We start from the raw sequence: 26205 nt of genomic DNA on the forward strand, positions 1-26205 counted from the left end.
GATTTTCCGATGACCATCACCCGAATCAACAGCAACAATCGCCTGTCTGGCGCCGTGGTGTTTCAGGATCTTGTGTTCCTGTCCGGACAGGTGCCGGGGGAAGGCCGGGATGTGACGACACAGACCCAGGAGGTGCTGGCCAAGATTGACGCGTTGTTGGCCGAGGCTGGCAGCGACAAGGATCATCTGCTGAACGCAACGATCTACCTGAACAATATCGAGCAGGGTTTTGCGCCGATGAATGAAGTCTGGTCCGCCTGGTTGTCACCGGGGCAGGCACCGACGCGGACCACGTTGCAGGCGCAGTTGGCGCGACCGGATGTGCTGGTCGAGATCAGTGTCATTGCGGTACGCCGTCCATAAACAACTGGAAAAACCAACGGAGAATAACAATGCAAAAAATCCTGTTGATGAGCTTCACTTTGTTGATGGGCATTCAGGTCCATGCTTCTGAAGCCCCACTGGAAGGCACGCTAAGCAAGATCGCCAACGCCAAGACCATCACGCTCGGCTACCGCGATGCCTCGGTGCCGTTCTCCTACGTCGGTGACCACAGCGGCAAGCCCATGGGTTATTCGGTGGAGCTGGCGAACAAGATCGTCGAACGCATCCAGCAGAAAACCGGGGTGCCGAAGCTCAACGTGAAGTACAACCTGGTGACCTCCCAGACCCGGATTGCCCTGGTGCAGAACGGCACCGTTGACTTGGAATGCGGCTCCACCGGCGTGACCGCCGAGCGGCAGAAGCAGGTGGCGTTTTCCTACGGGTTTATCTACGTGAAGGGCCAGTTGCTGACCGCCAACGACAGCGGCATCAAAAGCTTCGCCGACCTTAAGGGCAAGAACGTGGTGACCACCGCTGGCACCACCAACGAGCGTTTCCTCAAGAGCTACAACGTTGATCACAAACTGAACATGTCAGTGATCAGCGCCAAGGACCATGGCGAAGCGTTCCAGATGCTGCAATCCGGCCGGGCGGCGGCGTTCTACATGGACGATGCGTTGCTCTACGGCGAGCGCGCCAAGGCCAGGGACCCGCACAAGTGGGTGGTCGTCGGGGAAGAACAGTCGCGGGAAATCTACAGCTGCATGGTGCGCAAGGACGACCCGCAGTTTCTCGCGGTGGTCAACGAGACCCTGGCCGGGCTGTATAGCTCGGGGGAAATCAACGGGATTTACCAGCGCTGGTTTGAACAACCGATCCCGCCCAAGGGCTTGAACCTGGAATTCCCGATGACCAGTGAGTTGAAGGCGATTATTGCCAAGCCGGTGAGCGACCCGGTGGAGTAGTGGAGTGGTAAAGCGAGTTTAGAAATCGCCCCACAATTGCTGGGCCACCGACAGTGCCACGACTGGCGCTGTTTCGGTACGCAGTACCCGTGGGCCCAGGCGTGCGGAGTGAAAACCTGCGCCCTGGGCGGTCTCGACTTCGCCATCGGTCAAGCCACCCTCCGGCCCGATCAGGAAGGCCAGGCTCCCAGGCTTGGCATGGCTCACCAGCGGCTCGGCCACCGGGTGCAGCACCAGCTTCAAATCTGCCTCGACTTGCTTCAACCAATCCGCCAGCAACAGCGGTGGGTGAATTACCGGCACCCGCGAACGGCCGCACTGCTCGCACGCGCTGATCGCCACCTGGCGCCAGTGCTGCAGGCGTTTGTCGGCGCGCTCGTCCTTGAGGCGCACTTCGCAGCGGTCGCTGAAGATCGGGGTGATTTCATTCACCCCAAGCTCGGTGGCTTTCTGGATCGCCCAGTCCATCCGCTCGCCACGGGACAGGCCCTGGCCGAGGTGGATCTGCAACGGCGACTCAATCTGCCCGGCGAAGGTTTCGGTGACCTGCACCACCACGCGTTTTTTACCGACTTCCAGCAAGCTGGCGCGAAACTCCTGGCCGGAGCCGTCGAACAGTTGTACGGCGTCGCCTTCGCTCATGCGCAATACGCGGCTGATGTAGTGCGCCTGGGCTTCCGGTAACTCGTGGTCGCCAAGGCTCAGGGGGGCGTCGACAAAAAAGCGGGACAGTCTCATTTCTGTTCTCGGAAGAAATACAAAACCTGTGGGAGCCGAGCTTGCTCGCGATGACGCAAGCCTTGGCACCCGGTTAATCAAGTGAACTCAATCAACCCGGATCACGAAACCCCGGGTGGAAATCCTTGGGCACCGCCACGCTGACCTTGCTGTTGGTGGCGATATCGATCCCTTCGCTGGCCACTTCAGCCAGGAAGTCGATCTGCTCCGGAGTAATCACGTACGGCGGCAGGAAGTACACCACGCTGCCCAACGGCCGCAGCAACGCGCCGCGTTCCAGGGCATGTTCAAACACCTTCAGGCCACGGCGTTCCTGCCACGGGTAGGCGGTCTTGGTGGCCTTGTCCTGCACCATCTCGATGGCCAGCACCATACCGGTCTGGCGCACCTCAGACACGTGAGGATGGTCCACCAGGTGCGCGGTGGCGGATGCCATGCGCTGGGCCAGGGCCTTGTTGTTTTCGATGACGTTGTCTTCTTCGAAGATATCCAGGGTCGCCAGGGCCGCCGCACACGCCAGCGGGTTGCCGGTGTAGCTGTGGGAGTGCAGGAAGGCGCGTAGGGTCGGGTAGTCGTCGTAGAAGGCGTCGTACACGTCGTCGGTGGTGACCACGGCGGCGAGCGGCAGGTAGCCACCGGTCAGGGCCTTGGACAGGCACAGGAAGTCTGGGCGGATGCCGGCCTGTTCACAGGCGAACATCGTGCCGGTGCGGCCAAAGCCCACGGCGATTTCGTCGTGGATCAGGTGCACGCCATAGCGGTCACAGGCCTCGCGCAGCAGCTTGAGGTACACCGGGTGGTACATGCGCATGCCGCCGGCGCCCTGGATCAGCGGCTCGACGATCACGGCAGCGACGGTGTCGTGGTTTTCGGCGAGGGTCTGCTCCATGGCCTGGAACATATTGCGTGAATGTTCTTCCCAGCTCATGCCTTCGGGGCGCAGATAGCAATCCGGGCTCGGCACCTTGATGGTGTCCAGCAGCAGCGCCTTGTAGGTTTCAGTGAACAGCGGCACATCGCCCACCGACATCGCGGCGATGGTTTCGCCGTGGTAGCTGTTGGTCAGGGTGACAAAGCGCTTCTTGTTCGGCAGGCCGCGGTTGAGCCAATAGTGAAAGCTCATCTTCAGCGCGACTTCGATGCACGACGAACCGTTGTCGGCGTAGAAGCAGCGGGTGAGGCCCTCGGGGGTCATCTTCACCAGGCGCTCCGACAGCTCGATCACTGGCTGGTGGCTGAAGCCGGCGAGGATCACGTGCTCCAGCTGATCGACCTGATCCTTGATGCGCTGGTTGATGCGCGGGTTGGCGTGGCCAAACACGTTGACCCACCAGGAGCTGACGGCGTCGAGGTAGCGTTTGCCTTCGAAGTCTTCCAGCCAGATGCCTTCACCGCGCTTGATCGGGATCAGCGGCAGTTGCTGGTGGTCTTTCATCTGGGTGCAGGGATGCCAGAGCACCGCAAGGTCGCGTTGCATCCACTGATTATTCAAACCCATGTTCATTCTCCTCGAAGCGGCTCGCGGCAGGCGCGGGCGAAACAATCGCGCAAGCCTATGCAATGCAGGCCTGTGTCACAACCCATTGCGGGTTTGAAGCGTAAATTGATGGTAAACACAGGACAGTCCGTCACGTTTCTTCTGGATAGTCCTTAATCTCTTGTTAACTTACTCTGCATACGCTCTTGATCGTATTTCTCGATATTTCAAAGCGAAATTTTCCGCTTTAATTCGATAGGTAAATCGATAGTCTTGGCACAGCTCTTACGGGATTTGGGACATGCAACTACGTAATTCATCGGCCCGTTACGGCTGGGTCAGTATTGTTTTGCACTGGGGCGTGGCCCTGGTGGTGTTCGGTCTGTTCGCGTTGGGCCTGTGGATGGTCGGTCTCGACTACTACAGCACCTGGCGCAAAGACGCCCCGGACCTGCACAAGAGCATCGGCATCACGCTGTTCGCCATCATGCTTGTGCGGATCGTCTGGCGTTTGCTCAGCCCGCCGCCGCCACCGCTTGCCAGCTATAGCCGCATGACACGCCTGGGGGCTGCGTTTGGCCACGCATTCCTGTATCTCGGGTTGTTTGCCGTGATGATTGCCGGTTACCTGATTTCCACCGCAGACGGTGTCGGGATCCCGGTGTTTGGCCTGTTTGAGATTCCTGCGCTGGTTTCCGGGCTACCGGACCAGGCAGACACTGCAGGCGTGGTGCATTTGTACCTGGCCTGGGTATTGGTGGTGTTCGCCGGCCTCCATGGTGTGGCTGCGCTGAAACACCATTTCATTGATCGTGATGTGACCCTGGTTCGTATGCTGGGGCGCAAAGCCTGATGTTCAACCTCGACTCACAAGGAATAGAAAGCATGTTGAAAAAGACTCTCGCCGCTCTGGCCATTGGTTCTGCTCTGCTGACTGCCGGTCAGGCGATGGCAGCTGACTACGTTGTCGACAAGGAAGGCCAGCACGCCTTCGTGGACTTCAAGATCAGCCACTTGGGCTACAGCTTCATCACCGGTACCTTCAAGGACCTGGACGGCAAATTCAGCTTCGACGCTGCCAAGCCTGAAGACAGCAAGATTGAGTTCAACGTCCGTACTGCCAGCGTGTTCACCAACCACGCCGAACGTGACAAGCACATCGCCAGCAAAGACTTCCTGGACGTTGGCAAGTTTGCCGATGCCAAGTTCGTTTCCACCAGTGTTAAAACCACCGGTAAAAACGCTGCTGGCCAAGTCACTGCCGACGTCACCGGCGACCTGACCTTTCATGGCGTGACCAAGCCTATCGTGGTCAAGGCCACCTTCCTGGGTGAAGGCAAGGATCCATGGGGCGGCTACCGTGCCGGCTTTGAAGGTACTACTTCCTTCAACCGCCAGGACTTCGGCAAGCAGATGGACCTGGGCCCAGCGTCCAACACCGTTGAGCTGTACGTGACGTTTGAAGGTGTGAAAGCGAAGTAATTTTCGCCAGCCACACAAAAATGCCCCGGATCTCGCGATCCGGGGCATTTTTTATTGCGCTTTGAAAATCAGCGGTTGCGGGTCAGCAACGCCGGCTTTTCACCACGTGGACGGCCTGGCAGTTGATCCAACTGCTCGGGGGTCAGCGTGCGATCGCTTTTCGACTCTTTGTGGATGATCTTCGGTGCCGGGCCGCCGCGCGGGTTTTGCACCGCAGGCTCAGACAAACGAGGTTGATCATCACGGGCCGGGCGACGGTTGCGCGACTCTTCGCGACGGGCCTGGCCGTCACGCGGTGCGCCGTTACGCGGGCCGCTGCGCTTGGCCGGCGGGGTGCCGGTGGTGGCGCCGTTGCTGCTGCGCGGACCGTTCTGACGGCCTTGTGGCTGGCCGCCGGTACGCGGAGCACCTGCGCCTGCACCCTGTGCCGGGGCACCTGGACGGCGACCACGACCCTGGGCCGGCTTGGCCTGGGGCACGTAGTCAACGCGGTTACCGAAGTTGTCCACGTCGTCGTCCAGGAACTCGTCCGGCGCACGGTCGGCAGCGGCACGTGGCGGCTGGCTCGGCTGGCGCTGTTCGCGGGCCGGGGTACCTTCACGGGGCTTTTGCTCACGGGCCGGGCGTTCGCCACGGCCATTGGTCGCAGCCTTGTCCTTGCCGCCCTTGTCCTTGCCCTTGTCTTTACGACCGCCACCACCGCCGCCGCCGTTCGGGCCATCGCCCTTCGGACCGCGTGGGTTGTTGCGCGGGTTACGCACGTCCGGACGCTCGCGCACTTCAGGCTTCTCAGCCTCAACGGCGCTCGAGTCGAAGCCCATCAGGTCGCCGTCGGCGATTTTCTGCTTGGTCATGCGCTCGATGCTTTTCAGCAGTTTTTCTTCGTCGGGAGCGACCAGGGAAATGGCCTCGCCCGAACGACCGGCCCGGCCAGTACGGCCGATACGGTGCACGTAGTCTTCGTCGACGTTTGGCAGCTCGAAGTTGACCACGTGTGGCAACTGGTCGATGTCCAGGCCGCGAGCGGCGATATCGGTGGCCACCAGGATGCGCACTTCACCGGCCTTGAAGTCGGCCAGGGCTTTGGTGCGGGCGTTCTGGCTCTTGTTGCCGTGGATCGCGACGGCGGTGAGGCCGTGCTTGTCCAGGTACTCGGCCAGACGGTTGGCGCCGTGCTTGGTGCGGGTGAACACCAGCACCTGTTCCCACGCGCCGGCGGTGATCAGGTGGGCCAGCAGGGAACGCTTGTGAGCGGCGGGCAGGCGGAACACGCGCTGCTCGATACGCTCGACCGTGGTGTTCGGCGGCGTGACTTCGATGCGCTCGGGGTTGTGCAACAACTTGCCCGCCAACGCGGTGATGTCGTTGGAGAACGTGGCCGAGAACAGCAGGTTCTGGCGTTTGGCCGGCAGGCGCGCGAGGACCTTTTTCACGTCATGGACAAAGCCCATGTCGAGCATGCGGTCGGCTTCGTCCAGCACGAGGATTTCCACGTGGGACAAATCGACGCTGCCTTGGCCGCACAGGTCGAGCAAACGACCCGGGCAGGCAACCAGTACGTCGACACCGCGGGACATGGCCTGAACCTGTGGGTTCATGCCGACGCCGCCGAAGATGCAGGCGCTGACGAACTTCAAGTCGCGGGCATACAGCTTGAAGCTGTCATGCACTTGTGCGGCGAGTTCGCGGGTAGGGGTCAGGACCAGTACGCGCGGTTGGCGCGGGCCATGACGCTGGGATTTGTCCGGGTGACCGTTGGGGAACAACCGCTCCAGGATCGGAAGGGCGAAGCCGCCGGTTTTACCAGTACCTGTCTGAGCCGCAACCATCAGGTCGCGACCTTGCAACACGGCGGGAATGGCCCGCTGTTGCACCGGAGTAGGCTCGGTATAGCCCGCTGCCTCGATGGCGCGGACTAAAGCCTCGGAGAGACCGAGGGAAGCAAAGGACATGAGTAATCCTGTTTTAGTTAGGGCTTGGCCCAGAGGGATAGTCTTGCCTGGCGTGAATGGCGTTTAGATGAACGCAATCCCGTCCGGTCCTGCTGGGGCTGGCGGGCACTCAGACGGCTCGCGCGGGCTTGAAAGCTGCGCTGTAGCGGGGTCGGGTGCCTTTTGCAAGACCGAAGCGTCCGGGCGTAAGCCTGGCGGAAAGGCCGGAGTATAACAGAGCAATCACTCTGCGCTGCTTTCCTGCTGCTCAACGGTGTTCGCGGGCAGGGCCAGCGCGCTGGTTTGAGCACTCGTGCCGGCGTATTTGGCGCTCAAGGCCGCGTAGGCCGGCTCTTGCTTGAAGCGTTTGAGTTCGGCGGCAAAGCGTTGCACCAGTAAATCCATGCCGGCACCACGGCGCACGGCCAGGAATTGTGGCTGGCTGCTCACCACTTGGGGCGCCTGGGTGATCTGGTCCTCAAGCCCGAGGGCCTTGAGCACATGCTGGCCGACCCTTCGGTCGGTAATTACCAGGTCGATCCGCCCAAGGGCCAGTTTGCCGAAGTTGGCCTCATGGCTGGCGGCCGGCTCCTGCTTGAACAGGGTGGATTCGCTGAATTCGGCGCCGTAGAGGTAGCCCGGCGAGGTGCCGATGGTCAGGCCGCGCAGGTCGTCGAAGGTCTGGAACGGATGCGGGCGGTCATTGGCGTAGAACAGCACGAACTCGACCCTGGACAGTGGCTCGCTGGGGTACAGCAGCACCGCGTCGCGTTCATGGCTGTGGAAAATATCCAGTGCGCCATCGGCCTGGCCCTGGTCGAGCATCGCCAGGCAGCGTTTCCAGGGCAGAAACTGCCAATCCACATCGATGCCCAGGCGCTGGAACACGATCACCGTGGTCTCGTAGTCGAGCCCGCGCATGGTGCCGTTGTCGTCATACACGTAGGGCGCCCAGGGCTCGGTGACAATACGCAGTTTCTCGCCGTGGGCGCCGAGGCTCAGGCAAGCGAAAAGAACAGCAGTCAACAACCGGAAAGTGACAGGCATGCCCTGAGATTACGACTGTATCGGACTAAAGAGAAGCTCTGGCACAGTGATCTGCGGGCGCCCGCAAGGTTTACTTGCCCGGAGATTTGATCAGGTGCTCGTAGATCGCCTCGCGCCGCTCACCCAGAATCAGCCGCACCACGGGATTGGCAAACCAGTGCTCCAACAGGTGAGCATCAACCGGCCGGCCCTGGCGCTCTTCCTGATTTTGCCGGGCCTTGTCCCACCAAACCGGGCCACACGCCTGGTCGAACTCGTTTTCATGTTCATAGCAGCCGTAGAGGATTTCCCGGATGAACTGCTGTTGGTGCTTGGGCAATGCCAGGGTGATCAGCTTGTACATCAAGCGTTGCAGGCGCGGCGGGCGGGGCAGGTGGGCGGAGACCTGGCGCGTGTCGTCCAGGGCCGCGACGCTGGTGGGGTTCGCCCGATGCTTGGCAATCCACGCCTTGACCTTGGCCCGGAACAGCTGCTTGCGGCTCCAGTAGTGATGGATCAGGTCCGGGCATTCACGCACGTTGAGGGTGCGATAGGCGGCGATGGACAGGCAGAACTCTTCCAGGGTGTAGGCGCCCTGGGCATGGGGGAACAGTTCGTCCATCAGTTCGATCGAGCGGTCGAGGATATGCGCGTCCTGCTGCGTGAGGCCCATGACGCCTGAGTTGAGGGTCATCATGTCGTCGTCGGCCACGCCCATGTCCAGCAGGCGCTGATACAAGGCGCTGTACAGGATGCTTTCGTGGTTATCGCCGTACTTGGTGTAGAAGGCGTTGCACAGCAGGGTGCCGGGCTGCACGCGTTCAAACAGCGCGAGGGGCGAATGATGGAAAAACGTGTCGGTGTCGATCAGCAGCGCCACGTCGGATTCTTGCAATACTTGCCGCAGCACCACGTGCTTGGTGCGGAAGTGGTAGCCGTGGGGCTCGCTCCAGCGTTTGCGTGTGGCCTCATCCAGCGGGCGCACCCGTACCGGCAGCAGGCGATACGGCTCGGGGTTGTCGCTGAAGACCTGGATATCGATGCCTGTATCCGGCGCATCGCGCAGGAACGACAGGGCGCTGGCGATGCTGAATACCGCTTCCTGATGGTAAGTCTCTGCGCCGAACACGAGGTAGACCAGTTGCGGGCGGGACGTCGGGGCGGCTGTATTCATGAACTGCAGAATTCCGTGTACGTTTAGAACGACAAAGGCCCTCAATATGAGGGCCTTTGCATTTCGGAACAGACCTTAGCGTGGCAGCTTGAGGTTGTTCCAGATAGCGAGGCTTGGCTCAGCCTGGTTCAAGGTATAGAAGTGCAGCCCTGGTGCGCCACCTTGCAACAATTGTTCACACATTTCGCTGATGACCTGTTCGCCGAACGCCTGGATGCTCTGGACGTCATCGCCGTAGGCTTCCAGTTGTTTGCGAATCCAGCGTGGGATTTCAGCGCCGCAGGCGTCGGAAAAACGCGCCAGTTTGCTGTAGTTGGTGATCGGCATGATGCCCGGCACGACCGGAATGTTCACGCCCATCGCCTGCACACGTTCAACGAAGTAGAAGTAGCTCTCGGCGTTGAAGAAGTACTGGGTGATCGCACTGTTGGCGCCGGCGTTGGCCTTGCGCACGAAGTTCTGCAGATCGTCTTCGAAATTGCGGGCCTGGGGGTGCATCTCCGGATAAGCGGCCACTTCGATGTGGAAGTGATCACCGGTTTCTTCACGGATGAAGCTCACCAGGTCATTGGCGTAGCGCAGCTCGCCGCTGGCCATGCCCATGCCGGATGGCAGGTCACCGCGCAGGGCGACGATGCGCTTGATGCCGGCTTGCTTGTATTGGGTCAGCAGGCCGCGCAGGTCGGCCTTGCTGTCACCTACGCAGGACAAATGCGGGGCAGCAGGCACTTTGGCTTCGCTTTCCAGCTGTAACACGGTGTTGATCGTGCGATCGCGGGTGGAGCCACCGGCACCGTAGGTGCAGGAGAAAAAGTCGGGGTTGTAGCTGGCCAACTGCTTGGCTGTCGCCATCAGTTTTTCATGCCCAGCATCGGTCTTGGTCGGGAAGAACTCGAAGCTGTAGCGACGGTCTTGGGACATGGTCATACCCTTGGGAACTCGAAAGCCTGTAAGGCAAGCCCGCCCCCGGGAGGGGGCGGGCAGCCAAGCCGATCAGTAGCGGTAAGCGTGCGGCTTGAACGGACCTTCAACGCCAACACCGATGTAGTCGGCCTGGGTCTTGGTCAGTTGAGTCACTACGCCGCCGAAGCCGCGGACCATTTCCAGGGCCACTTCTTCGTCGAGTTTCTTCGGCAGTACTTCCACGGTCAGGCGCTCGGCTTTCTGGGCGGGCGACAGGTCGGCGTATTTCTGGCCGAACAGGAAGATCTGGGCCAGTACCTGGTTGGCGAACGAGCCATCCATGATGCGGCTTGGGTGGCCAGTGGCGTTGCCCAGGTTTACCAGACGGCCTTCGGCCAGCAGGATCAGGTAGTCGTCGTTCTGCGGGTCGAAATCACCAGCACCGGTACGGTGAACCTTGTGTACCTGTGGCTTCACTTCTTCCCATGCCCAGTTCTTGCGCATGAAAGCGGTGTCGATTTCGTTGTCGAAGTGACCGATGTTGCACACCACGGCGCGCTTTTTCAGGGCCTTGAGCATATTCGAATCGCACACATTCACGTTACCGGTGGTGGTCACGATCAGGTCGATCTTGCCCAGCAGGGCCTTGTCGATGCTTGCTTCGGTGCCGTCATTGACGCCATCGATGAACGGCGAAACCACTTCGAAACCGTCCATGCAGGCTTGCATGGCGCAGATCGGGTCAACTTCGGAAACCTTGACGATCATGCCTTCCTGACGCAGGGACTGGGACGAACCCTTGCCCACGTCACCGTAGCCGATCACCAGGGCTTGTTTGCCCGACAGCAGGTGGTCAGTACCGCGCTTGATCGCATCGTTCAGGCTGTGACGGCAGCCGTACTTGTTGTCGTTCTTGCTCTTGGTCACCGAGTCGTTGACGTTGATGGCCGGGATTTTCAGCTCGCCCTTGGCCAGCATGTCCAGCAGGCGGTGTACGCCGGTGGTGGTTTCTTCGGTCACGCCGTGGACGCGGTCGAGGATCTGCGGGTACTTCTTGTGCAGCAGCTCGGTCAGGTCACCGCCGTCGTCGAGGATCATGTTGGCGTCCCATGGCTTGCCATCCTTGAGGATGGTTTGCTCCAGGCACCACTCGTACTCTTCTTCGGTCTCGCCTTTCCAGGCGAACACGGCGATACCGGCAGCAGCGATAGCGGCAGCGGCCTGGTCTTGAGTCGAGAAGATGTTGCAGGACGACCAACGTACTTCGGCGCCCAGGGCAACCAGGGTTTCGATCAGCACGGCAGTCTGAATGGTCATGTGGATGCAGCCGAGAATCTTCGCGCCCTTGAGCGGCTGCTCAGCGGCGTACTTGCGACGCAGACCCATCAGGGCTGGCATTTCGGACTCGGCGATAAAGGTTTCGCGACGGCCCCAGGCAGCGAGGGACATGTCGGCGACTTTGTAGTCGGTAAAACCTGCAGGCGTGATTACAGCGCTCATTAAGAGCCTCCATTCGTAGTGTGCGAATGGGCGCCGTTGTGCGTTTAGTATCCAGCTGGCTAACCAGGCCGGACAACGCCCCATCCGAGCCTGACAGGTCGAGCCTGCTGCAGCGCCCCTCGGACAGGTGGCGGGAGAACGGTATCAATCGAAGATGACCGTTTTGAAGCGGAGGCGATTATAGCCGTCTGCGCCTGACTTCTAAAGCCTTTCTGTCGGCGGCATGAAGATCGCGCATGGGGCTGATAGGCAATGGCTCATAGAGCTTGGGCCCGGCCTCTGCCATGATGTTGCCCATCATTTCGCATCACGCTTTGGAGTGAACATGAACTTCCACACCCGCAAATGGGTAAAACCCGAAGACCTCAACCCCAACGGCACCCTGTTCGGTGGCAGCCTGCTGCGCTGGATCGACGAAGAAGCGGCCATCTACGCGATTGTCCAGTTGGGCAACCAGCGGGTGGTGACCAAGTACATCTCTGAAATCAACTTCGTCAGCGCCTCGCGCCAGGGCGACATCATCGAGCTGGGTATCACCGCCACCGAGTTTGGCCGCACCTCCATCACACTGACCTGCGAAGTGCGTAACAAAATCACCCGCAAGAGCATCCTGACCGTGGAAAAAATGGTCTTCGTCAACTTGGGTGAAGACGGCTTGCCGGCGCCCCATGGGCGTACCGAGATCAAATATGTAAAGGATCAGTTCAAGGACGATGAGGCCGGCGAATAAGGTAATGCCGGGTTAATTGTTAACCTGATCTTTCCGGGGCGGATCTTTTCCGAACTCTCTCGTCACTCAGGGCTACATCCTGTTGAGAGGTTTCGTTGATGAATTTGCTCCCTACCGTTTCACGGAACACCCCGGTAATCCCGAACGCCACACCCGCTGTGGATGCGCCGAAAGGCGTGGAGAAGACGCTCTTGAAGGAGGTCGGTGAGCGCAAGCTGACGCTGACCCGCAACGGTGACGGGACCGTGCAGCTGGCCCTTTCACCGCCGCCGGTCACGCAGATGGTGCTGAGTGGCGGGGGGGCCAAAGGCATCGCGTTCCCGGGTGTGGTTCAGGCGCTTGAAGATAAAAAGGTCTTGGCGGGAATCAACACTATTTCCGGTTCGTCCGCAGGCGCGATATCCGCTGCGCTGTTGGCTAGCGGTATGAACGCCAAGGACTTCGAGACGCTTTCGAACAGCATCAACCTTCCCGAACTGCTGAACAGCAAAGACCCCGTGACGGCGTGGTTGCAGAATGCCAGTTCCGCCATTGGCAAATTGGCTGGGCGCCTGCCCGGGCCGGCGGGCAGTATCTCGCAAATATTGTTCACCCTGCTGCCGCGCCTGCAAACCGAAGCGCAGCCCCTTGAGGACCTGATCGGCAAGGAGTCACGCGAGGCGCTGCTGGCGCAGATCGCCGAACCCCCCCGGGAAAGCCGGCCTGCGGAGGTCGTGAAAATCGCGGACAAACTGAGTGCTGGCAGCGGGCCGACGTTTGGCGATCTCGCCGTATTGAGCGTTCATATACCTTCGGTCAAGCAGCTCGGCATCACCGGCACGGGCATGTTCGACGGCCGGCCGCAACTGGTGGTATTCAACGCCAGCTTGACCCCCGACCTGGATATTGCCCGGGCAGCCCATATATCCGGTTCATTGCCAGTGTTGTTCAAGAGCCCGACGGAGCAAGGCCACGCCTTTCAGGAGAGCGGCGAGCAAACGGGGTTCCAGGATGGCGGGTTGATGGTCAATACACCGTCCGGTGGTGTGATCGACCCAACGGCCGCGCACGAACCCTTGAGCAAGCCTGAGGCACTGATTGTCATGTTCGAGTCCGAGGTCTCGCCAGCCAAGACGCGTGGCAGTTTAAAGGACAGCATTGCCGATAAAGTTACGGGCACTGCACTGACGGCGGCTGCGGAGTATCAGGCGGCCAAGCTTAAGGATCAGGTCGACCAGACCGTCGTGTTACCACTGAAAACCGAAAAGGGTGATTTTCGCGGGCTGCTCAACGGCACCGTTAACTTCACCATGACTGACGAGCAGAAAAAGCATTTGCAGGTGTTGGCCCGTAGCGCCGTGGAGACGCACATGGGGCAACGTGCAGAGGTACGCGAGCAGCATCAGTTTCCTTCGTTGGAGGATGCGGTGCTGGCCATGGACGACACACTGTTGGCCCGCGTGGAGGCGGACTTGCAGAAGGACCCGGCCGCTCATGATGTGCTGAGGTTTCGAGGCAGCGCAAAGCAGGCATTACAAGCACTGGACGCCGCCATTGCCGGCGCCAATCAGGCCAGTGACACGCTGACGCTGACACCGAAGTTGTCGTCGGCATTGCGTAATCTCGATGCGTTGGCAAGCCGCCCTGAGCAGGTCGAGTGGTTGGGGCGCCAGCTGAATGCTGCGGGTCATCCCAATTTCCAGCAACTCTTGCAAGGGCTGAGTCAGAAGCCCTCTACAGAGAAGGCGCAGCTGTCCAGGGTCATGACGAGCGCGGTGAACGAAATGAAAAAGCGCGATATCGCCGTGATCGCCGAGAACTTCACCCGGGAGGTTATCTACCCGTCCCTGTTCCGCCCTGGGCAGCCGGACAGCAATGTCGCGTTATTGCGCCAGGCGGAGTATGAGCTGGCCCAGGTGACGACCCCCGCCGAGTTCAATCAGGTGTTGGACCGCCTCATTGCGAACTACGGGGCCCGCAATAAACCCTGGAGCAAACCCTTCAGTTCAACGACGATCGAAATGGCCAAGGCCTGGCGCCTGCCCATTAAGTGATTCGCCACTGAACAGCCCTGAACGCCGCGTGTCGTAGCTAAAAGCACACAACGGATTCAGGAACGCCATGGCCACTGAAAAAGACGGCAAGACCCCCAACCTGTCGCAGGAAGAGCAACACGACGTCGACAAGAACCAGCCGCCTCGTGCGGCGGTTCTGCACGAAATCATCCGCACCCAGGGCGATCAGGAGCTGGAGCGGAGCGTGGCGGCGTTGTGGTGGTCGGCGCTGGCCGCCGGCCTGACCATGGGCCTTTCATTGATGGGCATGGGCTTGCTCAACTCGCGGCTGCCGGATGGCGAAGAGTTCAAGGTGATTGCCAGTTTTGGCTACTGCGCAGGCTTTCTTGCGGTCATCCTCGCGCGCCAGCAGTTGTTTACTGAAAACACCCTGACGGCAGTGTTGCCGGTAATGAGCAAGCCCACCCTGGGCAATGCCGGCCGGCTGTTGCGCTTATGGACGGTGGTGCTGGTGGGCAACCTGTGCGGCACCTTGCTGGTGGCGTACGTGATGCTGCACCTGCCGATCTTCGACACCAAGACCGACCTGGCCTTCCTGGACATCGGGCGCAAGGTCATGGAGAACGACACCTCCCAGATGTTCGCCAAGGGCATCGTGTCCGGCTGGATGATCGCCACCATGGTCTGGATGATCCCGTCCATGGAAAGCGCCAAGCTCTGGATCATCATCCTGATCACCTACTTGATGGCGCTGGGGGATTTCACCCACATCGTGGTGGGCTCGGCGGAAGTGTCGTACCTGGTGTTTGCCGGCGAACTACCGTGGAAAGACTTCTGGCTGATCTTTGCCGGGCCGACGCTGGCGGGCAATATCATCGGCGGCAGCTTTATCTTTGCGCTGATCAGCCATGCGCAGATTCGCAGCGAAAGCAGTTTGCCGGGGAAAGCCGCTGCGGATCCAAGGCATCCGCAGCAGATCAACAAGGATCAGTGAGTGTCCGGCGTCGCGGCTGGCGCTGGCTCATCCTTGGTCACATGCTTGACCAGCTTGCCGATGCTCAAGCCCTGCAACAGGATCGACGACAGCACCACGATGTAGGTGATGCTCAGCAGCAAGTCACGCTCCGGGCCCAGCGGCAAGGCCAGGGCCAATGCCACGGAAACCCCGCCGCGCAGGCCGCCCCACGTGAGGATGCGGATGGTGCCGCGGGGTACTGTGCGCCAGCGTCGCAGCAGCAGGATCGCCGGGGCCACCGTCAGCAGGCGTGACAGCAGGATCGCCACGGCCAGCAAACTGGCGGCCAGCACGTGCAGCCAGTTGAACGGCAACAGCAGAAGCTCCATGCCGATCAGCGCAAACAGCAGGGCGTTGAGCATGTCATCGAGCAGCTCCCAGAAGCCGTCGAGGTAGCGCCGGGTCATGTCGTTCATCGCCAGCTTGCGGCCCAGGTTGCCGATGATCAGGCCCGCGACCACCATCGCGATCGGTGCCGAGACGTGCAGTTCGGTGGCCATCGCCGACCCGCCGATCACCAGGGCGAGGGTCAGCATCACTTCGATCTGATACTGCTCGATGCTCTTGATCATCAGGTACACGATGTAGCCGATCAGGCCGCCGAATACCACGCCGCCAATCGCTTCATGGGCGAACAGCATGGCCGTAGCACCGACGGTGGGCGTCTCGCCCAACTGCGCGATGCCCAGCAACACGGTGAACACCACCACGGCTGTGCCGTCGTTGAACAGCGATTCGCCGACGATCGTGGTTTTCAGCGGCTTGGATGCGTTGGCGGTCCGCAGCACCCCGAGCACGGCAATCGGGTCGGTGGGGGAAATCAGCGCACCGAACAGCAGGCAGTACAGGAAGCTCACGTGCCAGCCGAACAGGGCAAAGATGTAGAAGGCCAGGCTGCCGATCACTACCGTGGCGATCAATACGCCGAACGTGGCGAGCAGGCCGATGGGCCAGCGGTAGCTGCGCAAGTCGCTCAGGTTGACGTGCAACGCGCCGGCGAACAGCAGGAACGAGAGCATCCAGTTCATCAGCAAGTCGCCGAAGTCGATCTGGCCGATCAACTGCTGGATGCGCTCTTCAAGGCCGGGGTAGCCGATAAAGCTCAAGCCTTGCAGCAGCAGGGAAAACATCAGCGCCGTCACCATCACACCGATGGTGGGCGGCAGGCCGATGAAGCGGTAGTTCACATACGTGAGCAGGGTGGTCAGGCAAATAAACGCAGCGACAAGTTCAAGCATCCGGGGTCCTTGGACAGAGGGGGGAGTGAAGATCACATGTGGGAGCTGTCGAGCCCCGGCGAGGCTGCGATGGCATCACCTCGGTATGCTTGCAAGACCGCAGCGCCGGAATCGCAGCCTCGCTAAAGCTCGACAGCTCCCACACGGAACACATTTATCAGTTGGGTACGTTGACCGCAGTTGTACTGCGACGTTGCAGGTAAATGAAGAAAAGTGCCGCCAGTACCGTCAGGCAGCCCAGCAGTGCACCGGTCCAGGGCAGGTCCGACAGGTCGGCACCGCTGGCCACTACCAGCCCGCCGATCCAGGCGCCGGCGGCGTTGCCCAGGTTGAAGGCGCTCTGGTTCAGGGTCGAGCCGAGGTTCGGCGCTTCGTGGGCCTGGTCGATGATCAGCAGTTGCAGGATCGGGCACAACGCGAAGGCGAACACGCCCCACAGCAGTAGGGTAATCGCCGCCGGAATCACCGAATGGCTGGTTTGGCTGAATACCGCCAATATCAGCACCACCGCCAGGGCCATGCCCACCAGCGAGGGCAGCAGGCGGCTGTCGGCCAGGCGCCCGCCGAGCATGCTGCCCGCGGTGAGGCCGACGCCGAACAGCAACAACATCAGCGTAATGCCGTGGGGGCTGACGCCGGTGATGTCTTGCAAAATCGGCGCGATGTAGGTGAAGACGCTGAACAGGCTGGTGGAGGCCAGGACGCTCATGCCCAAGGCCAGCAGCACGTTGGGTTTGGTCAGCACCTTGAACTCGCTGGCGAGGTTGGCCTTGTCCATCGCAATGTGCCTGGGCAGCCACAGCCATTGGGCCACGGCGGCAATCACGCCGATGACCGACACCGCCCAGAACGTCGAGCGCCAACCGGCGTATTGGCCCAGCGCAGTGCCCAACGGAACGCCGAGTACGTTGGCCAGGGTCAGGCCGGTGAACATCATCGCAATCGCCTGCGCCCGTTTGTTCGGCGCCACCAGGCCGGCGGCCACTACCGAGCCGATGCCGAAGAACGCACCATGGCACAGCGCGGTGACCACTCGGGCGGCCATCAGCGTCGCGTAGTTCGGCGCCAGGGCGCACAGCACATTGCCGAGGATAAACATCACGGTCATGCCCAGCAGCGTGGCCTTGCGTGGCATGTTGGCGGTGCCGATGGCCAGGATCGGTGCGCCGAACACCACGCCCAGGGCGTAGCCGGTGATCAGCAGGCCGGCGTTTGGAATGCTGACGGACAGGTCACGGGCGACGTCGGGCAGCAAGCCCATGATGACAAATTCGGTGGTGCCGATGCCAAAGGCGGCAACGGCCAGTGCAAGCAAGGCGAGCGGCATGCGAGGATCTCCTGTCGGTAATCGTGACGCTCTGATCAGGCATACGCATGCCGGCGCCCGGATCGGGAAGGATCGGGCAGCAACAAACATTTATTGGTATAGGTCTTTGCGCAACTGAGTGCGGCGTGGTCGGCTTTAGTATAAACAGCTGATGACATATGGCGAATCAATTCTATGTTTTCTGACTGGGGAGTCACCGGTGATTGCAACAGCTCTGGTACTGGTAGCGGCGCTGTTGCATGCGACGTGGAACACCTTGATCAAATTCAGCGGCGAGCGCCTGTTGGTGATCGCGTGCATGGACAGCGTAGCGTTGCTGTTTGTCTTGCTGGCGGTGGGGTTCGTGTCGCTGCCGCCGCTGGACATCTGGCCGTGGATCATCGCCTCGGCGCTGTTTGAATTGCTCTATCGCTACCTGTTGATCCAGGCCTATCGCGTGGGTGACCTGGGATTGGTGTACCCGCTGATGCGCGGGCTGTCGCCCCTGGTGGTGCTCGCGCTGACGCTGGTGTTTGCCGGTGAGGTGCTGAGCACCCAGCAGATCCTCGGCATTCTGCTGATTCCGTTCGGCATGTTGTGCCTGTTGTGGCAGGGCGGCGGCGGTGACCGGTTGCCCTGGTCAATGCTGCCGGTGGTGGCGCTGATTGGCCTGTGCATCGGTTGCTACACCTTCCTCGACGGCCAGGCGTTGCGCCGTTGGTCGCACCCGCTGGATTACCTGGTGTGGCTGACGCTGATCAGCGCCTGGCCGTTTCCGTTACTGGCGATGGTACGCAAGCGGGCGGCGTTCGGGTTGTTCTGGCGCACGCAGTGGCGGCTGGGGCTGAGCGTCGGGTTATGCGTGTTGTTGAGCTACGCTCTGGTGCTTTGGGCCATGCAACTGGGCTCGATTGCCGAGGCTGCCGCGCTGCGGGAAGTCAGCGTGATTCTGGTGGTGCTGTTCGGCATGCGTTACCTGAAAGAACCTTTCGGCCGCCCGCGGCTCATAGCCTGTGGGTTGGTGCTGATCGGCATGTTCGTGATGAAACTCTAACCGTCGGATAAAACTAAAAAAGGAATGGGTTATGACAGTCGCTTTCTGGTGTGTGTTGATCGCAATCTTTCTGCCGTACCTGTGCACGGGCGTGGCCAAGTTCAGCGGCGGCAAGTTCGGGCCCCGGCAGAACCACGACCCGCGTGCCTTCCTGGATACTCTGGAGGGGTTCGCCAAGCGTGCCCACAGTGCACAACTCAACAGCTTTGAAGTGACCCCGGCCTTTGCGGCGGCAGTGATCATTGCCCATTTGGCGGGCGGCGCTTCGCTGGTGACCATCAACGTACTGGCGGTGCTGTTTATCACCAGCCGGTTGCTCTACATCATCTGCTACCTGGCGGACTGGGCGATGCTGCGGTCGGTGGTGTGGGCGGTGGGGATGGCGTTGATTGCGAGTTTCTTCTTCGTCTCGATCTAAAGCCTGGCACTGATCAAATGTGGGAGCGGGCTTGCTCGCGAATGCGGTGGATCAGTCGATACATCCGGTGACTGACACACCGCATTCGCGAGCAAGCCCGCTCCCACACAAGCCCGCTTCCACATAGGTCAGTGGTGTTATTCAGGTTCCTGTCGGTGCGTCCGGCACTTTCGGCAGCGCCGCACCTTTGGGCCACAGCATCCAGATCTGGCCCTGCTGCTTCATGTTGCCCGCCAGTTCCCCTGCGGCATCACCCGTTCCCCAGAACAGGTCGGCCCGCACTTCACCGGTAATTGCACCACCGGTGTCCTGCGCGGCCACCGGGCGGGCAATCGGTGCGCCATCCGGTCGCGTAGTCGACAGCCACAACAGGCTGCCCAGCGGAATCACCTTGCGATCCACCGCCACGCTATAACCTGCAGTCAGCGGCACGTTCAGCGAGCCACGCGGGCCTTCGTTGCTGTCGGGGCGGGCGCTGAAGAATACGTAGCTGGGGTTGCTCGCCAGCAATTCGGGAATTCGCTGGGGATGAGCCTTGGCCCAGGCGCTGATGGCGCCCATGGTCACGTCTTCTTTTTTCAGCTCGCCTTGCTCCACCAGCCAGCGGCCGATGGGACGGTACGGGTAACCGTTCTGATCGCCGTAACCGACACGCAATTGGCGGCCGTCGGCCAGTTGGATACGGCCCGAACCCTGGATCTGCAGGAATTGCAGGTCCATCGGGTTGGTCAGCCAGGCAATCGGTTTGGCGGTGGAGCCTTGCTGGTTGATGGCGCTGGCGTCGTCATAAGGTTTGAGCACCCGACCTTCCAGGCGACCGCGCAGGCGCTTGCCCTTGAGTTCCGGGTAGATGCTTTCCAGGTTGACGATGATCAGGTCATCCGGCACGCCGAACACCGGCACATGGGCGGTGGCGGTTTCGGTGAGGCTGCCGGGGTAAACCGGTTCGTAGTAGCCGGTGATCAGGCCGTTGGGGCTGTTGTCTGCCGAACGCAGGCCGTAGACATCGAGGTTGGCCTTGAGGAAATCACGAATCGCCACCGCGGTGGACGGCACGTTGGCCGACGCCGCGCACGTCGCGCCCCACACCGGGTCGGCCTTGAGCCGTTGGCAGGCACTGCGCCAGGACTCGAAGCCGGCCTGCAGGTCGCTGTCCGACACGGCTGGCAGGTTTTCCCAGGTAGCGCCGACGTAGGTCGCGATGGCGTGGGGCTTGGCTTTATCGTCCTTGCCGGTGTCGCAACCGGCAAGCAACGCGATCATTGGCAGAGCCCACGCCAGGCGGCGGCTCCAGGGTTTAAAACGGGTATTCATGCACATAATTCCTGAAGCGATTGCCCGTGCCGGTTGGCGTTCGAGCAACCCTTATTATTAATAGGGGTATTGGTCTTTGCGGGCGGGGCGAGGATACTGGCCGCCGTTTCCCGTGACCTTGAGCCATCATGACTTTTAAAAGACTGACCGTTGTATTGCTGGCCTGCCTGACACTGTCCGCCTGCGGCGGGGTTGATCCGAATTCGCCCCTGGGCCAGCGCAAGGCCATTTTCAAGCAGATGCTCAAGACCGGCGAAGACCTGGGCGGCATGTTGCGTGGGCGCATTCCGTTCGACGGCGCAAAATTTGCCGAAGGCGCGGTCAAGCTCGATACGTTGTCCCATGAACCGTGGAAACATTTCCCGAGCGTGCGTGAAGAAGACCACACCAGCGCCAAGGACGACGTGTGGCAGCAACAGGCACGCTTTCAGGAAATGGCCCGAAACCTTGAAACGGCCACCGGTGAATTGGTGATCGCCAGTCAGGTCCAGCCTTACAAGGCGAGCAATCTCGGGCCTGCCGTGCAGAAAGTCGAAGATGCCTGCACCGCGTGCCACAAACAGTTCCGCGATCACTGAGGCGTCTTACTTGTCCAGTTCGTCCAGGGCGTCCTGCAAGTCCTTGCGTGACTGGGCCAGCTTGTCCTTGCGCTTGTTGATCTTGTCGGAGTCACCCTTTTTCATTGCCTTGTCGAGGTCGGCCTGACGGCGGCTGACTTCGTGCTTGGCGTCGAGCACCTTGTTTTCGCGCTCCTTTTTCAAGGAGGCGTCGGTGCAGTTGGCAGTGACTTCACTCAGGGCTTTTTCCAGGCCGGCTTGCTGCTCGCTGTTGCCGTGGGCCTTGGCTTGTTCGATCTGGGTGCTGATGGCCTGGCGCTTGGCGGCGCAGCCGGTGAGTGGCGCGGTTTCTTCGGCTGCCAGCAGCGGCGTGGCCATAAGGGTCGCGACGGTCAACAGGGCAAAAGGTGCAAGAAATTTCATAAACGCTCCAAGGGGAACAAGGTCGCAATCAGGTGGGCAGGATGAATTCTGCCGGCACCGGTTAATGCCGCCGGGCAACGGTTAAAAACCATCTATTCCGGCAGCCCGTAATGTTTCACTCAAGGCCAGCACCTGCGGGTCGCGAAAAAAAGCGCTCAGTTGCGCCGCGCGGCCCGGGCCTATGCCGTCTTCGGCCAGCCAGGCTTGAGTGTCTTTGGCGGCCAGGGTTTGCCAGCCGCCTTGTAGATTGTTGCGGGCGGTGGGTGGTACTCCCAGGGCCATCAGCCATTGTGCGAACGGTCGCTGCCGGGCGCTGCGCAAGCTGTCGAGTAAACGTGCACTGCTGCGTTCACCGAATCCATCAATGTTAGCAAGCTCTGCCTCATCCAGGGTTAACCAATCGAGCAGGTCAACGATCAGGCCGGCCTGAATCAAGCTGTTCCAGGTTTCGCGGCCGATGTGTGGCAGGGCCAGCCCCTGGGCGCCACTCAGCCAGGTCAGCCGAGCGAGTAATTGTTCTTCACAGCCGGGGGCCAGTTGCCAACAACTCAAGGGGTGAAAGTCCTTGGCCCGCGGGACCTGCAACTCGACCCGGGGCTGACTGCGCAGGATGACGCGGTCAAGACGCGGGATAACCTGGCCTGCGAGGCTGATGGAAACCTGGTCGCCAGGGCGGATATCCAGTTCCTGCCAGCGTTTCAGCGAGCCAACACTGACCCGGCTGATGTTCCGGTCGTCGAGCAGTACGGGCTCCAACTCCAGGATGGAGGTGATGCGCCCGGTACGGCCAATCTTGAAGTGCACCTTGCGTACATGGGCCAGCGCCTTGACCACCGGGTACTTCCAGGCAACCGCCCAATAGGGCGCGCTGGCCCGCCATCGCTCTGCCGGCGCGCGCTGGCTTTGGTGCAGCACCACGCCGTCGCTGGCGAAGGGCAGTGGGTGGCTGTACCAGTAGCTGCGCCAGTGCGCGGCTTCGGCAATGTCCTTGATCGGTTGGCTGTAGCGCCCGCTGTCGGTGAAGCCCCATTGCGCAAGCTGGCTCAGCGCCTCGGAAAAGTCCCCGGGTCCTTTGGGCCATGCCCACACAAACAGGCCGATATTGGCGGCGTCGGCTTCGCTCAACTGCCGGCGGTTCATCAGCCCGGCCACTTTGCCACGGGCACCGATGCCACCTTTGACGGCTTGCACATGATCCGTCAGTCGCCAATAGAGTTCGCCTTGCAACAGCAGGTCTATAGGCTCGGGCAGTTGCTGGACGATTCCGGGGATCCTGCGGGCGGACGCTGACCAGTCCTGGCCCAGTTGGCCATCGCCGCGACTGATGAGTCGGCTCAGTCGGCCCTTGCGGTAAACCAGCGTCACGGCGACGCCATCGACCTTCGGTTGAATCCATACGTCCTGGCGAGTGCTCAGCCAACTTCGAACGGCGTTATCGTCCAGCAGTTTTTCCAGTCCGGTGTGAGGCGTAGGGTGGGAGATTGTGCCGCGTGCAGTGCCCAGCGGGTTATCCGTGACTGCAGCGCCGGGGGCAAAACAACTGCGCCATTGGGCCAGGCGCTGGCGGGCCTGGTCATAGAGCTCATCGCTGATAGGTGACTGGCCCAGCCGGTGGTAACTGTCATCCCATTGGCGGACCTGCTGCGCCAGGGTGGTGATCTGGGCTTGCGCGTGATCGGTGTCCCAGTCGGGACACTCCCGTGCCCACGCCATGAGCGGCGAGAAACTGAGTAAGAAGAAAAGTAGCAGGCGCATAGGCAGCGTCATCATGAGCATCCTTGCTCTGAAAGGGCGCTCAGCCTATGCCATCCCTGCAGGTATAAAAAAGCCCCGCAACCGCGAGGCTGTTTACCTGATGTTTCTGCTTACTTGAACAGACCGCCCAGGGCTTTCACGGTGTCGTTGCTGTCGGCCTTGGCCTGCTGCTTTTGCTGGCCTGCGTCGAGCTTGTCCTGGGACTCGCCGACTTTTTTGCAACCTTTGTTGACTTGATCCAGAGCGGCCTGCATGGCTTTCACTTTCAGGGCCTCGCCATTGGCCTTGGCGGCGTCGACTTTGGCTTGCAGGTCTTTGCTCTGTTTTTCGCAGTCGCCGGAAGACACACCCAGTTGGGACGTCAGGCCGCTGAGTGCGCTCAGGTCGGCGTGCGCCGGCAGGGCAAGCAGGCTGAGCAGAAGGGCGGCAGGGGCGAGTGTGGAAATGCGCATGAAAAACCTCAATGTTCGATTGCCTGCGCGCTTATGGGGCCCGGGCAGGCGCAGTGCAATATCCAGTAAAAGGTGAAGGCCCGGGAGGGCGCGGATTCTAGTGGGCCATCATTTGGCCTGCAAGCATTGGATCCAAAAAACGTGAACATTGCCCGTAAATCATCCGGCAATAAAAAACCCTGCCGGGAGAACCCGGCAGGGTTTTGGGTACAGCGTAAAGCGATTACAGGCCGGCGGCAGTACGCAGGTCGTTGGCGCGGTCGGTCTTTTCCCAGGTGAACGTGGTGAAGGTGTCGTTGCCGACAGTCTTCTGCTCCGGGGTACGACCGAAGTGGCCGTAGGCCGCGGTTTCCTGGTACATCGGGTGCAGCAGGTCGAGCATAGTGGTGATTGCGTACGGACGCAGGTCGAAGATTTCACGCACCAGTTTGACGATCTTGTCGTCGCTGATCTTGCCGGTACCGAAGGTGTTCAGCGAGATCGACGTAGGCTGGGCCACACCGATGGCGTAGGACACCTGAATCTCGCAACGCTCGGCCAGGCCGGCCGCCACGATGTTCTTGGCCACATAACGACCGGCGTAGGCCGCGGAACGGTCAACCTTGGATGGATCCTTGCCGGAGAACGCACCACCGCCGTGACGGGCCATGCCGCCGTAGCTGTCGACGATGATCTTGCGGCCGGTCAGGCCGCAGTCGCCTACCGGGCCACCGATGATGAACTGGCCGGTCGGGTTGATGTGGAACTGGGTGTCTTTGGTCAGCAGTTCGGCAGGCAGTACGTGCTTGACGATCAGTTCCATGACGCCTTCGCGCAGATCGGCGTAGGAAACGTCCGGATTGTGCTGGGTCGACAATACCACCGCGTCGATGCCGACCACTTTGCCGCCTTCGTAGCGGCAGGTCACCTGGGACTTGGCGTCCGGGCGCAGCCATGGCAGCAGGCCGGATTTACGAGCTTCGGCCTGGCGCTTCACCAACTGGTGGGAGAAGGTGATCGGTGCTGGCATCAGCACGTCGGTTTCGTTACTGGCGTAGCCGAACATCAGGCCCTGGTCGCCGGCGCCCTGATCTTCAGGCTTGGCACGGTCGACACCCTGGTTGATGTCAGGGGACTGCTTGCCGATGATGTTCATCACGCCGCAGGTCGCACCGTCGAAGCCGACGTCGGAGCTGGTGTAGCCAATGTCGGTGATCACGTCACGAACGATCTGCTCCAGGTCGACCCAGGCAGAGGTGGTGACTTCGCCGGCGATGATCGCCACGCCCGTTTTCACCAGAGTCTCGCACGCCACTCGGGCGAACTTGTCTTCAGCAATGATGGCGTCCAGCACCGCATCAGAAATCTGGTCGGCAATTTTGTCCGGATGCCCTTCAGACACGGACTCGGAGGTGAAAAGGGAGTATTCGCTCATCTCGATGTTTTCCTGATATTTACCGATGGTGAGTGTCGCCAGCCGGCCGCTGAAAATGGCGGACCTGAATCTGGAAACCATTACGTAAACCTACATAGAGGCTTTCCCCGGGAACGAGTCCCGCAGCGGTGGCCCAGCGGGCCAAATCGTCCTGTTCAAAACCCAGCCAGAGATCACCGCAGGCCTCCCTGGCCCAACTCTGGTTGTGGCTGCATAAATCCGTAATCAGCAGACTGCCGCCGGGTTGCAGCAAATTCGCCATCTGCTTGAGGGCTTCTGCCGGGGCGGCGAAATGGTGCAGGACCATGTTCAGCACCACGCAGTCGGCCCGCAGGCGGGTGTCATTCAGGGCGTCGGCCAACTGCAGGCTGACATTCCCCAGCGCTTCGCGTTCACACAACTGGCGAGCCAGCTCGAGCATCGCAGGGCTGTTGTCCAGCGCCGTGACCTGATGAAAACGTCGCGCGAGTTCCGGCAGGAAGCCACCGTCTCCGGGGCCCACTTCAACCGCCGTGGCCTCATCACTGAAGCTCAGCTTGTCCAAAAGTGCCAGCACGCTTTCACGGTATTGCGCCAAGCCGGCGATCAAGTCTTGCTGGGCGCGAAACTTCTCGGCTACCCGTGAGAAGAAGTCCTGGCTGGCCGCTGCACGTTGCCGGTGTACCTGGCTGATGCGCGATTGAACGTCCACCGGCAGGCTCAGGTTGTCGACTTCTTCGAGCAGCGCGGCGTGCAGCTTGCCGCCCAATAGTTCGGTGTGCGGCAGGGCGCGACGGTAAAAAATCGCATTGCCTTCACGGCGGGTGGCCACCAGGTCGGCCTGGGCCAGGACCTTTAAGTGATGGCTCATACCGGACTGGCCAATGGCGAAGATCTGCGCCAGCTCCAGCACCCCGAACGAGTCGTTGGTCAGCGCACGCAATACATTCAGACGCAACGGGTCGCCGCCGGCCTTGCACAGGGCTGCCAGCTCGTCGCTGTCGTCGGGGCGAATGGAAGGTGCGCTTACGTTCAT

25 protein-coding genes and 1 riboswitch are annotated in these 26205 nt (G+C 60.9%); of the genes, 10 read left to right on the forward strand and 15 right to left on the reverse strand.

Going from position 1 to position 26205, the window contains the following annotated elements; translation table 11 throughout:
- Positions 1-9 precede the first annotated feature (9 nt).
- Together P3C29_RS03735 and P3C29_RS03740 are read left to right on the forward strand one after the other, a co-directional pair.
- Complete coding sequence (locus P3C29_RS03735; protein ID WP_201125591.1) at positions 10-363, forward strand: RidA family protein; 354 nt, start codon at positions 10-12, stop codon at positions 361-363.
- A 29-nt stretch (positions 364-392) separates the two neighbouring features.
- Positions 393-1289: a transporter substrate-binding domain-containing protein gene (locus tag P3C29_RS03740; protein ID WP_201125590.1), complete on the forward strand. Its 897-nt coding sequence runs from the start codon at positions 393-395 to the stop codon at positions 1287-1289.
- 18 nt (positions 1290-1307) lie between these two features.
- Here the strand turns inward: P3C29_RS03740 and P3C29_RS03745 are convergent, their stop codons facing one another.
- Entirely contained in the window at positions 1308-2027 is a 720-nt protein-coding gene (locus tag P3C29_RS03745; protein ID WP_169386937.1) for a 16S rRNA (uracil(1498)-N(3))-methyltransferase, read from the reverse strand.
- Positions 2028-2118: 91 nt separating this feature from the next.
- On the reverse strand, positions 2119-3525 hold the full coding sequence (locus P3C29_RS03750) for an adenosylmethionine--8-amino-7-oxononanoate transaminase (protein WP_201125589.1): 1407 nt from the start codon (positions 3523-3525) through the stop codon (positions 2119-2121).
- A 280-nt stretch (positions 3526-3805) separates the two neighbouring features.
- Here P3C29_RS03750 and P3C29_RS03755 point away from each other — a divergent pair, with 280 nt between their 5' ends.
- Positions 3806-4357, forward strand: coding sequence for a cytochrome b (locus P3C29_RS03755; RefSeq protein WP_010167627.1), 552 nt, complete (start codon positions 3806-3808; stop codon positions 4355-4357).
- A 32-nt stretch (positions 4358-4389) separates the two neighbouring features.
- Entirely contained in the window at positions 4390-4986 is a 597-nt protein-coding gene (locus P3C29_RS03760; protein WP_010167625.1) for a YceI family protein, read from the forward strand.
- A gap of 68 nt (positions 4987-5054) precedes the next feature.
- On the opposite strand, the gene P3C29_RS03765 is transcribed toward P3C29_RS03760, so the two are convergent.
- The 5 genes from P3C29_RS03765 to ahcY form a co-directional block, all read right to left on the reverse strand.
- Entirely contained in the window at positions 5055-6938 is a 1884-nt protein-coding gene (locus tag P3C29_RS03765; protein ID WP_010167623.1) for a DEAD/DEAH box helicase, read from the reverse strand.
- A gap of 222 nt (positions 6939-7160) precedes the next feature.
- Positions 7161-7964 (reverse strand): transporter substrate-binding domain-containing protein, encoded by an 804-nt coding sequence (locus tag P3C29_RS03770; RefSeq protein WP_169386940.1) that lies wholly within the window; start codon positions 7962-7964, stop codon positions 7161-7163.
- A 70-nt stretch (positions 7965-8034) separates the two neighbouring features.
- Positions 8035-9117, reverse strand: a complete 1083-nt coding sequence (locus tag P3C29_RS03775) for a hypothetical protein (RefSeq protein ID WP_275963929.1) — start codon at positions 9115-9117, stop codon at positions 8035-8037.
- 75 nt (positions 9118-9192) lie between these two features.
- Positions 9193-10038 (reverse strand): methylenetetrahydrofolate reductase [NAD(P)H], encoded by an 846-nt coding sequence (gene metF, locus P3C29_RS03780; RefSeq protein ID WP_201125585.1) that lies wholly within the window; start codon positions 10036-10038, stop codon positions 9193-9195.
- Between the two features lie 72 nt (positions 10039-10110).
- On the reverse strand, positions 10111-11520 hold the full coding sequence (gene ahcY / locus P3C29_RS03785) for an adenosylhomocysteinase (RefSeq protein ID WP_010167616.1): 1410 nt from the start codon (positions 11518-11520) through the stop codon (positions 10111-10113).
- A gap of 21 nt (positions 11521-11541) precedes the next feature.
- Positions 11542-11647: riboswitch (S-adenosyl-L-homocysteine riboswitch) on the reverse strand.
- A gap of 198 nt (positions 11648-11845) precedes the next feature.
- Here ahcY and P3C29_RS03790 point away from each other — a divergent pair.
- The 3 genes from P3C29_RS03790 to P3C29_RS03800 all read left to right on the forward strand — a co-directional run bounded on the left by P3C29_RS03790 (position 11846) and on the right by P3C29_RS03800 (position 15238).
- Positions 11846-12250 carry a hotdog domain-containing protein gene (locus tag P3C29_RS03790; RefSeq protein ID WP_201125584.1) on the forward strand — a complete coding sequence of 135 codons (405 nt, stop codon included), beginning with the start codon at positions 11846-11848 and terminating at the stop codon, positions 12248-12250.
- A gap of 98 nt (positions 12251-12348) precedes the next feature.
- Positions 12349-14283, forward strand: coding sequence for a patatin-like phospholipase family protein (locus P3C29_RS03795; protein ID WP_275963930.1), 1935 nt, complete (start codon positions 12349-12351; stop codon positions 14281-14283).
- A 67-nt stretch (positions 14284-14350) separates the two neighbouring features.
- Positions 14351-15238 carry a formate/nitrite transporter family protein gene (locus tag P3C29_RS03800; RefSeq protein ID WP_201125583.1) on the forward strand — a complete coding sequence of 296 codons (888 nt, stop codon included), beginning with the start codon at positions 14351-14353 and terminating at the stop codon, positions 15236-15238.
- Here P3C29_RS03800 and P3C29_RS03805 read toward each other — a convergent pair.
- Positions 15232-16497: a sodium:proton antiporter gene (locus P3C29_RS03805; protein WP_010167608.1), complete on the reverse strand. Its 1266-nt coding sequence runs from the start codon at positions 16495-16497 to the stop codon at positions 15232-15234. The two genes, P3C29_RS03800 and P3C29_RS03805, sit on opposite strands and share 7 nt — an antisense overlap.
- 157 nt (positions 16498-16654) lie before the next feature.
- On the reverse strand, positions 16655-17824 hold the full coding sequence (locus tag P3C29_RS03810) for an MFS transporter (RefSeq protein ID WP_275963931.1): 1170 nt from the start codon (positions 17822-17824) through the stop codon (positions 16655-16657).
- A 199-nt stretch (positions 17825-18023) separates the two neighbouring features.
- Here P3C29_RS03810 and P3C29_RS03815 point away from each other — a divergent pair, with 199 nt between their 5' ends.
- Positions 18024-18857, forward strand: a complete 834-nt coding sequence (locus P3C29_RS03815) for an EamA family transporter (protein ID WP_010167604.1) — start codon at positions 18024-18026, stop codon at positions 18855-18857.
- 31 nt (positions 18858-18888) lie between these two features.
- Complete coding sequence (locus tag P3C29_RS03820; RefSeq protein ID WP_201125581.1) at positions 18889-19275, forward strand: MAPEG family protein; 387 nt, start codon at positions 18889-18891, stop codon at positions 19273-19275.
- 141 nt (positions 19276-19416) lie between these two features.
- Here P3C29_RS03820 and P3C29_RS03825 read toward each other — a convergent pair whose 3' ends face one another.
- Positions 19417-20589 carry a murein transglycosylase A gene (locus P3C29_RS03825; RefSeq protein WP_275963932.1) on the reverse strand — a complete coding sequence of 391 codons (1173 nt, stop codon included), beginning with the start codon at positions 20587-20589 and terminating at the stop codon, positions 19417-19419.
- 128 nt (positions 20590-20717) lie between these two features.
- Between P3C29_RS03825 and P3C29_RS03830 the strand changes: the two genes are divergently transcribed.
- The gene (locus P3C29_RS03830; protein WP_010167598.1) at positions 20718-21167 is read left to right on the forward strand and encodes a cytochrome c; all 450 of its coding nucleotides are present in this window, start codon (positions 20718-20720) and stop codon (positions 21165-21167) included.
- 6 nt (positions 21168-21173) lie between these two features.
- On the opposite strand, the gene P3C29_RS03835 is transcribed toward P3C29_RS03830, so the two are convergent.
- The 5 genes from P3C29_RS03835 to P3C29_RS03855 all read right to left on the reverse strand — a co-directional run bounded on the left by P3C29_RS03835 (position 21174) and on the right by P3C29_RS03855 (position 26205).
- On the reverse strand, positions 21174-21569 hold the full coding sequence (locus tag P3C29_RS03835; RefSeq protein ID WP_169386944.1) for a DUF1090 domain-containing protein: 396 nt from the start codon (positions 21567-21569) through the stop codon (positions 21174-21176).
- Positions 21570-21650: 81 nt separating this feature from the next.
- Positions 21651-23324: an NAD-dependent DNA ligase LigB gene (gene ligB / locus P3C29_RS03840; RefSeq protein ID WP_275963993.1), complete on the reverse strand. Its 1674-nt coding sequence runs from the start codon at positions 23322-23324 to the stop codon at positions 21651-21653.
- A 110-nt stretch (positions 23325-23434) separates the two neighbouring features.
- Positions 23435-23776, reverse strand: coding sequence for a DUF1090 family protein (locus P3C29_RS03845; RefSeq protein WP_201125579.1), 342 nt, complete (start codon positions 23774-23776; stop codon positions 23435-23437).
- Positions 23777-23999: 223 nt separating this feature from the next.
- Entirely contained in the window at positions 24000-25190 is a 1191-nt protein-coding gene (gene metK, locus P3C29_RS03850) for a methionine adenosyltransferase (protein ID WP_201125578.1), read from the reverse strand.
- Between the two features lie 19 nt (positions 25191-25209).
- Positions 25210-26205 (reverse strand): metalloregulator ArsR/SmtB family transcription factor, encoded by a 996-nt coding sequence (locus P3C29_RS03855; RefSeq protein WP_201125577.1) that lies wholly within the window; start codon positions 26203-26205, stop codon positions 25210-25212.

Origin of the sequence: Pseudomonas sp. 1912-s, from assembly GCF_029269205.1 — a bacterium.
Lineage (GTDB): Bacteria > Pseudomonadota > Gammaproteobacteria > Pseudomonadales > Pseudomonadaceae > Aquipseudomonas.

Excerpts from the sequence above, each read along its gene's own strand:
- P3C29_RS03765 (WP_010167623.1), bottom strand. The coding sequence starts at position 6,938 with ATGTCCTTTGCTTCCCTCGGTCTCTCCGAGGCTTTAGTCCGCGCCATC.
- P3C29_RS03855 (WP_201125577.1), bottom strand. The coding sequence starts at position 26,205 with ATGAACGTAAGCGCACCTTCCATTCGCCCCGACGACAGCGACGAGCTG.
- P3C29_RS03775 (WP_275963929.1), bottom strand. The coding sequence starts at position 9,117 with ATGAATACAGCCGCCCCGACGTCCCGCCCGCAACTGGTCTACCTCGTG.
- P3C29_RS03830 (WP_010167598.1), top strand. The coding sequence starts at position 20,718 with ATGACTTTTAAAAGACTGACCGTTGTATTGCTGGCCTGCCTGACACTG.
- P3C29_RS03790 (WP_201125584.1), top strand. The coding sequence starts at position 11,846 with ATGAACTTCCACACCCGCAAATGGGTAAAACCCGAAGACCTCAACCCC.
- P3C29_RS03800 (WP_201125583.1), top strand. The coding sequence starts at position 14,351 with ATGGCCACTGAAAAAGACGGCAAGACCCCCAACCTGTCGCAGGAAGAG.
- P3C29_RS03810 (WP_275963931.1), bottom strand. The coding sequence starts at position 17,824 with ATGCCGCTCGCCTTGCTTGCACTGGCCGTTGCCGCCTTTGGCATCGGC.
- P3C29_RS03735 (WP_201125591.1), top strand. The coding sequence starts at position 10 with ATGACCATCACCCGAATCAACAGCAACAATCGCCTGTCTGGCGCCGTG.
- P3C29_RS03820 (WP_201125581.1), top strand. The coding sequence starts at position 18,889 with ATGACAGTCGCTTTCTGGTGTGTGTTGATCGCAATCTTTCTGCCGTAC.
- P3C29_RS03795 (WP_275963930.1), top strand. The coding sequence starts at position 12,349 with ATGAATTTGCTCCCTACCGTTTCACGGAACACCCCGGTAATCCCGAAC.
- P3C29_RS03755 (WP_010167627.1), top strand. The coding sequence starts at position 3,806 with ATGCAACTACGTAATTCATCGGCCCGTTACGGCTGGGTCAGTATTGTT.
- P3C29_RS03740 (WP_201125590.1), top strand. The coding sequence starts at position 393 with ATGCAAAAAATCCTGTTGATGAGCTTCACTTTGTTGATGGGCATTCAG.
- P3C29_RS03825 (WP_275963932.1), bottom strand. The coding sequence starts at position 20,589 with ATGAATACCCGTTTTAAACCCTGGAGCCGCCGCCTGGCGTGGGCTCTG.
- metF (WP_201125585.1), bottom strand. The coding sequence starts at position 10,038 with ATGTCCCAAGACCGTCGCTACAGCTTCGAGTTCTTCCCGACCAAGACC.
- ahcY (WP_010167616.1), bottom strand. The coding sequence starts at position 11,520 with ATGAGCGCTGTAATCACGCCTGCAGGTTTTACCGACTACAAAGTCGCC.
- P3C29_RS03745 (WP_169386937.1), bottom strand. The coding sequence starts at position 2,027 with ATGAGACTGTCCCGCTTTTTTGTCGACGCCCCCCTGAGCCTTGGCGAC.
- P3C29_RS03845 (WP_201125579.1), bottom strand. The coding sequence starts at position 23,776 with ATGCGCATTTCCACACTCGCCCCTGCCGCCCTTCTGCTCAGCCTGCTT.
- P3C29_RS03760 (WP_010167625.1), top strand. The coding sequence starts at position 4,390 with ATGTTGAAAAAGACTCTCGCCGCTCTGGCCATTGGTTCTGCTCTGCTG.
- P3C29_RS03770 (WP_169386940.1), bottom strand. The coding sequence starts at position 7,964 with ATGCCTGTCACTTTCCGGTTGTTGACTGCTGTTCTTTTCGCTTGCCTG.
- P3C29_RS03835 (WP_169386944.1), bottom strand. The coding sequence starts at position 21,569 with ATGAAATTTCTTGCACCTTTTGCCCTGTTGACCGTCGCGACCCTTATG.
- P3C29_RS03805 (WP_010167608.1), bottom strand. The coding sequence starts at position 16,497 with ATGCTTGAACTTGTCGCTGCGTTTATTTGCCTGACCACCCTGCTCACG.
- ligB (WP_275963993.1), bottom strand. The coding sequence starts at position 23,324 with ATGCGCCTGCTACTTTTCTTCTTACTCAGTTTCTCGCCGCTCATGGCG.
- P3C29_RS03750 (WP_201125589.1), bottom strand. The coding sequence starts at position 3,525 with ATGGGTTTGAATAATCAGTGGATGCAACGCGACCTTGCGGTGCTCTGG.
- metK (WP_201125578.1), bottom strand. The coding sequence starts at position 25,190 with ATGAGCGAATACTCCCTTTTCACCTCCGAGTCCGTGTCTGAAGGGCAT.